Source organism: Chamaesiphon sp. OTE_20_metabat_361, from assembly GCF_031364565.1.
In genome coordinates this window covers 1-10,648 of sequence record NZ_JANLWO010000347.1, presented here as the reverse complement: position 1 = coordinate 10,648, position 10,648 = coordinate 1, and the positions used below count along the sequence as shown (strand labels likewise).

The following is a 10,648-nucleotide window of genomic DNA, read 5'->3' as shown; positions in this document are numbered from 1 at the left end:
AGGGTGGGCAATGCCCACCAACTAGGTTTCAGGCATAATCTATTTTATAAATAACTGCACCTACCTACTTAATTGACGAAGACAATACTAACAAAGATTTTGTTTTTGCTTTCGCAGGAAGTCTAGTCACTATTCACTCTCCACTAAAATACTATCCCTCCTGTGCGCCTAGCGTTTTAAGTTCATTGATTTGCGCTTTTGTCAAGCCCTCCACGCCACCAATCTTCATCCCCTCATAGGGACGAGCGGCGCGGCGGGTCGAGAGCGCATTCCCAGCGGCTACATCCCACCGTCGAATCGTTTCATCTTCACTGGCACTAGCCAGAAATCGACCGCAACCGCTGACGGCAATACACCAGACCCAACTCTGATGCCCGGTAAAAGTATCGGTACACAGTCCGGTTTCCATCGACCAGACTTTCACCGTTCGATCGGAAGCACCGCTATATAGCCACTTACCATCCGGACTGTAAGCAAGGGATAAAATCCAGCCTTCATGTCCGGTGAGAGTGTGGCACAGTTCCCCCGTTGCGATATTCCACAGTAAAATCTGCCGATCCATCCCACCGCTAGCGAGAATTGTCCCGCCCGGATCGAAAGCCACCGCGATCGCGCGATTGGTATGCTGGGAGAGAGTATGTAGTGGCGTGCTATCGTGAATATTCCAAATTTTGACAGTCCGATCTTCACTGGCGCTGGCAATTAGATCCAGCTCGGGATGATAAGCCAAGCCGCCGATCCGATCGGTATGTCCCATGCGAACATGTACGCAGCGCCATCGATGCGTATCCCAGACTCTAATGCTCAGATCGCCACCGCTACTGACTAAATATTTACCATCAGGACTATATACGAGTGCCAAAACGATCTCTGAATGTCCCCGGAGCAACTGAATACAGCTCAAAGAGCTAGCATCCCAAATTCTAATCGTCCGATCGTCGCCACTGCTGGCAAAAGTCAATCCGTGCGGATCGTAAGCAACAGCATGGATCGATTTAGTATGTCCGGCTAGTTGGTGCAGACAAGTCTGTCGATCGATTGCCCAGACTCTCACCTGAGCATCCCGACTCGCCGTAATTAAGTTCTGACCGTCGGGACTCCAGGCGATCGATTTAAACCAGTTGATATAACCATTGAGCGCCTGCAAACACTTACCATCACTGACTTGCCAAAACCGAATCGTCCGGTCTTCACCCCCACTAGCAATGCGATGCCCGTCCGGATGAAAGGCGACCGACCAGAGCCTGTCGCTATGTCCCTCCAAGCGATGCAAACAATGACCGTCGCTAGTGCGCCAAATCCGTAACAAACCACCCACCCCCGCACTGGCAAACTGCGAGCCGTCAGGACTAAAGACCGCCGACCAGATCTCGTTACCATGTTCGGTCAGTACTAGCCGAGAACGATCGATCGCGGGCACTAGCTCCTCAGAGACATCCCACAGCCGCAAGCTGCCATCCAAACTACCGCTGACGACTGTTTTGCCATCAGGATGATAATCGACGCTTGTGACCAGGTTTTCATGGCCGGAGAGAAGGCGATCGCACCGACCAGTTGCCACATCCCAGATCCGCACCGTCCGATCGGCACTACCACTCACTAACTGCCGTCCGCTCGGGTGAAATTTGACATCCATCGACCAGTCCTGATGTCCCTCGAACTGGCGAATACAGGTGCCCGTTTGCACATCCCAGTAATAGATGAGATTGTTAGCACTACCGCTAGCTAAATACCGACCGTCGGGACTAAAGCTAAATCCCAAACTGTGGATGCCATCGCCGATCGTTTTCAGGCAAGTACCATCTTGAAGATCCCACAGCTTAATACACAGATCGTCGCTAGAACTGGCTAGGTACCGACCGTCAGGACTAAAAGCGATCGCCCGCACCCAATTGGTATGTCCCGAGCAAGTTAGCAAACATTGACTCTCAGCCACAGACCACAAGCGAATTTCACCGCTGCTATCGCTAGCCGCTAGCATGTGACCGTCTGGACTATAAGCGATCGCCAACACACTGCTAAAAGTTTGCGTAAAAGCACAATCGACCAGTGGCGAATGCGTAAAATCGACCCCGACTAAATCGATGCCGACTAAGTATGCCTGCTGGATGACTAATTCCGAACAGTCCAAGTCGGTTAAATCCAGCTTGAGATGAATGAGAAAATTGAGTAAATTACCAGCAAAATATCCGGCTTGCAGCGAATGAGATCTTTGCCAATCGGCTAACATTTGGCGCAGATGCCGACCGATGTGGTGCGAATTGCCAATTTTTGTCCGCAGCCTGTCGATCGCGGGTTGGACGATCGTCCGTAATTGTGCCAGCCGCAGATATTCCTTGGCATTTGCCTGAGCGATGGCGTGAGTATTCACCAGAAAAGGTTGCTGTTGCTCGATCTCGATACAAATCTGCTCGACAAATTTACCCGTGACATATTCCATCACCATCGGCTGTAACGACCAGTGCCGCTTGCCGCGCTCCATCTGTTCGGCAGGGGAAAAAATCATACTGCGGCGGCGTAAAGATTGGAGCGTACTCAGCAGATAATCGGCCTGACGGTGGTCGTTCCAAGCCGGATGGAGCGATCGCGCCAAATCGCCACTCGACATCGGTTCGCGCCCGATTGCCAGCCAGTACATCACCTGCTGCTCTTCGGGAGTCAGCCGCTCCCATTGCTGCTCCAGCAAAACGTGAATGTCGGTAAATCCCAACTTTTGCGATCGCAGGTAGTGCAAAATTTCGCCTGCATCCCCATCAGCGACCTCCTGGACAGTGGCAGCAATCAGTTGAAAGGCGAGGGGATTACCACCACAATAACGATCGATCTCTGCCCATTCTAATGAGTCGAGCGGCAGACAGCCCCGATCGGCAAAAATTCTTTGTCCGGCAGTAGCATCCAATCCCGGCAAAATTAGCGTTCTGACTTTAGCATTAATCCCTTCAAGCTGACTAATTTCCGTCGGTTTTTCCCGACTGGTAATCAGCAGACAACTTTGATGATTCATCCGACCTAACATACTAAATAGATCGCCATAGTCTGCGTAGCCCGATCGATACTGTCCCACCTGCGCCCCTGCTTGGAAGATGGATTCGACATTATCCAAAACGATCGCACAGCGCTGCCGCTGACAAATTTCGAGTAAAAATTCGAGCTGCCCACAGACTAAATTGGGGATGGAATCTAACTCTAACTGACTGACTTCACCAACTTTTAATCCCAGCGAGACGAGCAGAGTGCGAATTAATTCGGGAAGCAATTCCTTGAGCGGTAAAGGATTGAGTAAACTCCGCCACACGATACAACTAAATCGATTCTCGTACCGAGAGGCTTCGCCAACGGGATCGAGCCGATCGGGATCGGCAGCAATGTCAGCTTGTAGCTGCTGCAACATTTTGATGGCGATCGTGGTTTTACCCATACCGCCCATCCCCAAAATAGCTACCAACCGACAGCGATCGGCAACCAGCCACCGATAGAGGCGATCGCGTTCGAGATCGCGTCCGTAAAATGCGGAGATATCGATCGCCTCTTCCCAGTGAATCCCTGACTGCTTTGGCTCGTGCTTGAGAGATTGTTGACTTGCCGCAACCGATTCAAGGATCTGGCGAAAATTACCCTTGGAAACTTTGGTTTGGGTCGCGATCGACAACATCCGCCAGACTTGTGCGCCCACGCCTTTAATATAAGTACAGTCATAGCCAGCCGCTGTAGCTAGATCGCGATAAGACTGACCGTGCCATGCTGCCCTAAATACCATTTCTTGTGGTGGCGTCAGGTATTTTGGGGCTAGCAATTCTTTGACGATCGCCTCAGCACGCTCTACTTCCATCCACGATTCTCCATCACAGTCAACATTGATATTAATCAAGATAACCGATTGACTGCGATGATGTCTTTTTGTATAGTTTACTACATTTTGGGACGGCTTTGCACCAGTGCCGAATCGACCGGAACGGTTTGGAGTATGCGCCCAATTGCCCGATCGCCCCGACGACCGCCCACCATCATCAGCCGATGTGCCAGAACGCAGACAGCCAGCTCCTTGACATCATCTGGCATAGCATAAGCTCGCCCCTGAAGCCATGCCCAAGCTTGAGTCGCCCGGTAGAGTGCCACTGCACCGCGCGGACTGACACCCAGCGCGATCTCGCTATCTTGACGCGTCGCCCGCACCAAATCGACAATGTATTGCGAGATCGCCACATCGACAGTGACGGCACGACACTGGTACTGGATCGCTTGAAGCTGCTCGATCGAGATACATGGTTCGAGCTGTTCTACCGACCCCCCAGCCGCCAATCCTTGCAACATCTGGAGTTCTTCAGCAGCAGCAGGATAACCCAAACTCAGCGAGATCGTAAATCGATCCATTTGTGCTTCTGGTAGCACAAACGTCCCGTGGGACTCGATCGGATTTTGAGTCGCGATCGTAAAAAACGGTGCCGCCACCGCCCGCGAATGACCATCCAAAGTAACTTGCCGCTCTTCCATCACTTCGAGTAATGCCGACTGGGTGCGGGGAGTCGCCCGATTGATCTCATCGGCTAATAATATATTCGTAAAAACTGGCCCAGCAATAAATTCAAATTCACGGCTGCCGGGATTCCAAATATTAGTGCCCGTAATATCCGAAGGCAATAGATCCGGCGTACACTGAATCCGCTGAAATTTACCATCGATCGATTTGGCTAAAGATTTGGCGAGCAAAGTCTTACCAACTCCGGGGACATCTTCGAGTAAAACGTGTCCGCCAGCTAATAAGGCTGTCAAGACCAACTGAATCTGCCGATCCTTACCAACAACTTGCCCAGCGATATTTTGCTTAAGTCGATCGATCGGTGCAGAGGAAACAATAGTAGGCATAGGTTGTAACTGGTGTAGGATAAACCGCGATCGAGGCATGATGCGGTATCACTCTATATTTCCCAATTTCACACCCAAAAGAGATGGGAGATTGGGTAAAAGGTAAGAGGTAAAAGGTAAAAGGTAAGGGTAACTCCGACTTCCCTAGCTCCTCGTCTCTTAGTCCCCTAGTCCCCCCATCTCCCATCTCCCATCTCCCATCTCTCTTAGCGTCTCAATCCAGCTACCACGCCACATCTAGTGTCTTGAGTTTCGATCGAAATTCAGCGTACAATTTAACTCCGTTCCTAGCATTCATGGTATTGATGTACTATAATAGATCGTAAATCTACCCAACTTGACGCTGATTTCGATGAAGGGCAATCCCCTAGCTAAATTCCGAATCCAGCATCCTAAATTTGTGCATCACCAATAACTCATTCGCCCCTTTTTGGTGTCCCCCCATGTTAGTAGCCTCCAAACCTGCCACGGTTGTAACCAATCCGCAAAGTCGATTTGTCACCAAATCGGCAGTTGCCATGCACCTCAAGCGATCGCCAGAAGACATTTATAAAGTTAATTGCTGGCGATATGTAGTGCATGTTGTTGGCAAAAAGACCAGTACATTCGTTAGTTATGCCGACTTACCGCCGATCGTCGGCGTTGCATTACCCAATCATCGCGATGTCCGCGCTTGGCGCAAACGCTGGAAGAAATACGACCAGATCGCACCCTTATTCTGGCATAATTTTTATGCCGAAAAATTACGTCAAGTCCAGACGATGACCGAACTCCAAGCCTGGGAAGAAGTACTTAGCTACGTCGGTTTTGGCTTACCAGAGTCCAGCCGAATTGAATTAGAAGGCATCTGTGCGGAGATGACTCATTTTTTGATTAGTCATGCAGCTTAGAGGGTGTTTGAAAAGTCTAATTGCTCCGTTCCTAGTGGGTAAATCCCCCTAATCCCCCTTAAAAAGGGGGACTAAGATCCGGCTCTGAGCAAGCGCATCCTTGGGGGTTGGGGGATTTAGATCTCAAAACGAAGTCCAACAGGCTTGTGTGTACACCGTAGTTTAAGAAAGGGAGCAAGAGTTAGAGTATTAGAGTGGGAACAACCACCCTGAAAAATGGGTTTACCGTACCTGTACAAATCGTGGGAATTTGAGATGATAGATGTATCGACAAAAACCAACTCAGGCACCCAACGATGAACTTCAATATTCACTCCCTGCATAACTGGTATCGTAGTTTATTACAAAATCCTAAATATCGCTGGTGGGTTGTTGCCGCTTCTGTTGTTTACTTAGTTAGCCCGATCGATCTAGTTCCTGATTTTTTACCTTTCGCTGGACTAGTTGATGACACATTGATTATCTCGCTCTTAGTTGCCGAAGTGTCTCAAATTGCCAAAGCAAAACTTCAGTCAAAAAGTAATCGCGTGACCGTCAATAAAACCGATGTGTCCGTTCAAGTGGTTGACGTACAGCCAATTCAATAATTATTCTGGTTGGTAAAGACATTAAAAAAGGTAGGGATAATTCATAAATTATCCCTACCTTTTTTAATGTCTTTAAATGTAGGGTGGGCAATGCCCACCAATTCAAAACAGCGATCGATCGATTAAAATCAAACCATCATATCGAGTCTTAACCCTTAAATTTCTCAGCAATGCGTTTCATTGCTTCTTCCACATTTGCGCGACTATTAAATGCCGAAATGCGGAAATAACCCTCACCCGCAGCACCAAAACCCGAACCAGGAGTACCGACAACATGACAGTTAATTAATAACTTATCAAAGAAGTCCCAACTAGATAAACCATTGGGAGTTTTTACCCATACATAGGGAGCATTAATCCCGCCATGCACTTCCAATCCCGCCGCCGTCAGTTTGTCGCGAATGATGCGAGCATTCTCCATATAAAAGCCAATCAATTCCTTGACTTGAGCTTTACCTTCTGGTGAATAAACAGCTTCCGCACCACGTTGGACGATGTACGAAACACCATTAAACTTTGTCGATTGGCGACGATTCCAAAGTTTCCATAGCTCCACATCGCTACCATCGGCGGCTTTAGCCGTGAGTGTCTTTGGTACTACCGTCAACGCGCAGCGAGTCCCGGTAAAGCCAGCATTTTTGGAGAAAGAGCGGAACTCGATCGCGCAATCCCGCGCACCTTCGATTTCATAAATCGAATGCGGTAAACTCGGATCGGTAATAAACGCCTCATACGCCGCATCAAAGAAGATAATCGAGCCATGCGCTTTGGCATAATCTACCCAAGCTTGGAGGTGCGCTCGTGTCGCCGTCGCACCAGTAGGATTATTTGGGAAACACAGATAAATCAAATCGACTTTCTGACTGGGAATTTGGGCGGTAAAATCATTCTCCGCCGTAATCGGTAGATAAACTAAACCACCATATTCGCCCTTATCGTTGGCGTCGCCAGTATTACCCGCCATGACATTGGTATCGACATAAACGGGGTATACGGGGTCGGTAACGGCGATCGTGTTGTCGTGTCCGAAAATGTCGAGAATGTTGCCACAGTCGCATTTAGAGCCATCTGAGATGAAGATTTCCGACGAATCGATCGCACATCCTCGCGCTTGAAAATCATTGGTCGCGATCGCTTCTCGCAACCAAGCATAACCCTGTTCGGGGCCATAACCTTTAAACTTTTCCCGATCGCCCATATCCTCGATCGCAGTTGTCATCGCCGTGCGACACGCGACTGGTAATGGTTCGGTGACATCCCCAATCCCCAAGCGGATAATTGGCGCGTCAGGATTAGCTTGAGCGAAAGTGTTGACGCGTCTGGCAATTTCGGGAAACAGGTAGCCAGCTTTAAGTTTTAGGTAGTTATCGTTAATAGTTGCCATATATTTGTGTCGCGAATCGTCATTCAACAGCTTACCGCATCGGGGTAAGGGTTTAGAGCCGCGATCGCCCAGCCAATCTGAATCAATGCTGCTATGCTATGTAACTGCAAAAGGGAGAGCATTTAATCAAATGCTCTCCCTTGATTTATTATCGTTGCCGATCCTTGAAACTCAAACTAACTTAATGTCAGTCTCGATCGACAGCGGTCTATTTTTTAGCAGCGCCACTCAACTTCTTTCTCATCCGTAGAGCTGCTGAACCACCGACGAGCGTACCGATGACTGTAAAAGGCTCGGGAACGGCGGTAGGATCGACTGGGCCAGCTACAATACCATAGTTACCACCACCAGTAGTCGATCCATCACCAACAGTAAAGGAAAGTACTTGGGCTGTCGTACCATCAGCACCGTTCAAAATCGTGCCAATACCATTACCATTTGTGAATCCAAAGTTTACAGCTCCACTGTTAAGAGAATTAAGTGAAAATGGGTTCCCACTTGCAATGTTCACAGTAGTTCCACTTCCAAACGCAAATGATAATGCATTGGAAAGAGTGAATGTGCTGGCAGTATTTTTGGTGAAGGTACCCACCGGAGACGATATTGATTGGAAGGAAGATGGAGCTAATGATGAAGCAGTATTTGTCCCTGATGGTACAGTCAAGGTGTTTGACAAAATGGAGGCGTTGTTGCTTGGTGTGTTGAAATTGATTGTGAAGTTTCCACCGACAGCAGTGGAATTCAACTGTGTGTAGAAATCTGACGTTAAACCTGTAAAATTTAACTGACCACCATTGAAAGTAGCCGCGCCTGCTGATTCACCAAAAAATACAGCCGCAACACCCATTGCCAAGCCACTAATTGCGATCGCTTTAGTAATGCTATTAATCTTCGAGAAACCTTTAAAGCTTGGTAAATTCGTTAATCGCTCGGTCTTCATGGTAAATTTCCTATTTTTGAGTACAATTTGTCTTTACAAACTAATGTTTTTACGGCTGTTGCAAATTAGTACATGAAATTTGCGATTTTTTACGACAAATGCCAACCTGATTTCATCGTAGCGCGAGATTTACATTGGCTCGATCGGTAATATTTTTTTCAGCGAATTGGCTTAGTCATGACAGCTCAAATGCGAATATACACAAATATTGAAATAAATCTACCGTCAAATCAAAGTTAACCTCAACATTTAAGCTAAATAGCTTATATTTATCTCAAAATTAAGATTATTTTGTTGTTAAATACTTTTGTCAACAGTCAAAAATACTAATTATTATAAATATCCTGGGAGCGGAGCGCGATATCTTTACCACCTTCAAGACTTATCATCTAGCCTGCCAGTCCACATGGATTAGCAGGCTAGATAAGGTTTGTTAGGATACCCAAAGCGGAGTATGAAATCTACCTTACTTTTGGTAAGTATGCAGGCCGATAATCGACGATCTCTATCGATCGAGACAAGATCGAGCGAGTATAACTTCAGCTATTAGGCAACTAAGTTACTGATAAAATTAGGGAAATAGCTAGTCAATTATCGCGATCTTGGCACTCTTAAACAGGTTATTCGACATCATAAACGTGTCGTTTTTTACAATAATCGAATCGAATGGTGGCTAACACCAAATTTAGATCGCGAATTATCGATGTGAGTAGTCACGAGATCGAGATTAGAGGTGATATTTGAGAGGATTCACAGCTCGATCGTGAGACAATATCCTCAGAAAATGTTGGAAAAGGATCGGGTAGCACTCGTAAACTGTAGAAAATCCCACCGGGAACGAAGCAATTGGACTTTTCAGACATCTTCTAAAAGTAAGAGTCAATCATCAAAAGCGCGTGCCGAGCCGACATACTCAGGTAACAATAACCGATCGGCGATACCCGCGCAGCCGCCGGGAATAGTTTGCCGCGCAGCCGAGCCGCACCACTGACAACAATATTGCTGCTGCTCGACAGACATGCCACGCACGTTGGTAAAGTCCACATCTTCGACTACGGCACCGCTAAACTCTCCAGTGATATAGTCTGGAGATCGATCGGGAATTCGCGGGCTAGCATGTTCGAGATTACCATAAAAAAATCGCGTACCTTTGATGTCGGCACCGCTTAAGTTAGCCTGATAGAGGATAGTTCTCGATAAGTTAGCGCCGATCAGATTGCAGCCACTTAAATTAGTCCGAATCGCGTTAGCATCGCTCAGGTCGCTCCAGCGCAAGTCACTTGCCGAGATATCTGTACCCGCAAGCATTGCGCCCAAATCGATGACCCTCACGCCACAAATGCGGTCTTCATCATAGCCGCCATTACCATTGAGCACCACTTTACCTAGTCGTAGATCGCGTTGCAGGGGAGTCAACAGATGAGAGCGCGACAAAAAGCGAATTACCCGTGCTTTCCCCTCAGCATTGATACTCCCGAGCAGTGCCGCCGTGCGCCCTACCGCAAAAGCCCGCTTCTGCGGCCAATCTTCCAAGAAGCCATCATCATCGAGCACCAGATCGGAAATTCCTTGAAAGTAATTATCGACCGTCTGTTGCTGTGTCAGGATATTTTGTTGGTGATTGAGTCGGTTTTGCTCGATCGTCAAATCGCGAGAGACGATATACTGTCGCCAGGAAACGTATGCCGCGATCGTGGCAATAGCCATTTGTCCCAAGGCTCCACCCCACAACCCCAAGGCTCCAATGGTATTCCAATCGGTACTTGGAGACGAAGTACTCAGATAATTAAAAAATCCACAAATCTTGAGTAAGGAGACAATTGCTACTAGAAGTGTAATCGCGGTAACTAACCGCAATTGTTGGTCTGAAGAGAGCGATTTTGGCAGGCGGTGACGGCTACCTTGGTAGAGAATCGGCACGGATAATCCGAGCGATATCGCACAACCTGCCACAGTAAGACCGACATTTTTAGACCACAATCCA

General features: G+C 48.0%; 9 protein-coding genes. 4 read left to right on the top strand and 5 right to left on the bottom strand.

Annotation, left to right across the window (positions count from 1 at the left end):
• Positions 1-151 precede the first annotated feature (151 nt).
• The gene (locus tag RMO35_RS10125; protein WP_309740865.1) at positions 152-3,829 is read right to left on the bottom strand and encodes an AAA family ATPase; all 3,678 of its coding nucleotides are present in this window, start codon (positions 3,827-3,829) and stop codon (positions 152-154) included.
• Positions 3,830-3,909: 80 nt separating this feature from the next.
• Positions 3,910-4,863 carry a MoxR family ATPase gene (locus RMO35_RS10120; RefSeq protein WP_309740863.1) on the bottom strand — a complete coding sequence of 318 codons (954 nt, stop codon included), beginning with the start codon at positions 4,861-4,863 and terminating at the stop codon, positions 3,910-3,912.
• 443 nt (positions 4,864-5,306) lie between these two features.
• Between RMO35_RS10120 and RMO35_RS10115 the strand changes: the two genes are divergently transcribed.
• Together RMO35_RS10115 and RMO35_RS10110 are read left to right on the top strand one after the other, a co-directional pair.
• Positions 5,307-5,753, top strand: coding sequence for a hypothetical protein (locus RMO35_RS10115; protein WP_309740860.1), 447 nt, complete (start codon positions 5,307-5,309; stop codon positions 5,751-5,753).
• Positions 5,754-6,049: 296 nt separating this feature from the next.
• A complete protein-coding gene (locus RMO35_RS10110) occupies positions 6,050-6,340 on the top strand; it encodes a YkvA family protein (RefSeq protein ID WP_309740858.1) in 291 nt (96 codons plus the stop codon).
• Between the two features lie 148 nt (positions 6,341-6,488).
• Here the strand turns inward: RMO35_RS10110 and RMO35_RS10105 are convergent, their stop codons facing one another.
• Together RMO35_RS10105 and RMO35_RS10100 are read right to left on the bottom strand one after the other, a co-directional pair.
• On the bottom strand, positions 6,489-7,724 hold the full coding sequence (locus RMO35_RS10105) for an LL-diaminopimelate aminotransferase (protein WP_309740856.1): 1,236 nt from the start codon (positions 7,722-7,724) through the stop codon (positions 6,489-6,491).
• 208 nt (positions 7,725-7,932) lie between these two features.
• Complete coding sequence (locus tag RMO35_RS10100; protein WP_309740853.1) at positions 7,933-8,235, bottom strand: PEP-CTERM sorting domain-containing protein; 303 nt, start codon at positions 8,233-8,235, stop codon at positions 7,933-7,935.
• A gap of 34 nt (positions 8,236-8,269) precedes the next feature.
• Between RMO35_RS10100 and RMO35_RS10095 the strand changes: the two genes are divergently transcribed.
• Together RMO35_RS10095 and RMO35_RS10090 are read left to right on the top strand one after the other, a co-directional pair.
• Positions 8,270-8,479, top strand: coding sequence for a hypothetical protein (locus RMO35_RS10095; RefSeq protein WP_309740849.1), 210 nt, complete (start codon positions 8,270-8,272; stop codon positions 8,477-8,479).
• A 39-nt stretch (positions 8,480-8,518) separates the two neighbouring features.
• Positions 8,519-8,740, top strand: a complete 222-nt coding sequence (locus RMO35_RS10090; protein WP_309740846.1) for a hypothetical protein — start codon at positions 8,519-8,521, stop codon at positions 8,738-8,740.
• A gap of 803 nt (positions 8,741-9,543) precedes the next feature.
• Here RMO35_RS10090 and RMO35_RS10085 read toward each other — a convergent pair.
• Positions 9,544-10,648, bottom strand: a 1,105-nt coding sequence (locus RMO35_RS10085; RefSeq protein ID WP_309740845.1) for a pentapeptide repeat-containing protein, incomplete at its 5' end; no start/stop codon positions are given.

Coding starts and splice junctions, on each gene's coding strand:
- RMO35_RS10125 (WP_309740865.1), bottom strand. CDS start 3,829: ATGGAAGTAGAGCGTGCTGAGGCGATCGTCAAAGAATTGCTAGCCCCA.
- RMO35_RS10120 (WP_309740863.1), bottom strand. CDS start 4,863: ATGCCTACTATTGTTTCCTCTGCACCGATCGATCGACTTAAGCAAAAT.
- RMO35_RS10115 (WP_309740860.1), top strand. CDS start 5,307: ATGTTAGTAGCCTCCAAACCTGCCACGGTTGTAACCAATCCGCAAAGT.
- RMO35_RS10110 (WP_309740858.1), top strand. CDS start 6,050: ATGAACTTCAATATTCACTCCCTGCATAACTGGTATCGTAGTTTATTA.
- RMO35_RS10105 (WP_309740856.1), bottom strand. CDS start 7,724: ATGGCAACTATTAACGATAACTACCTAAAACTTAAAGCTGGCTACCTG.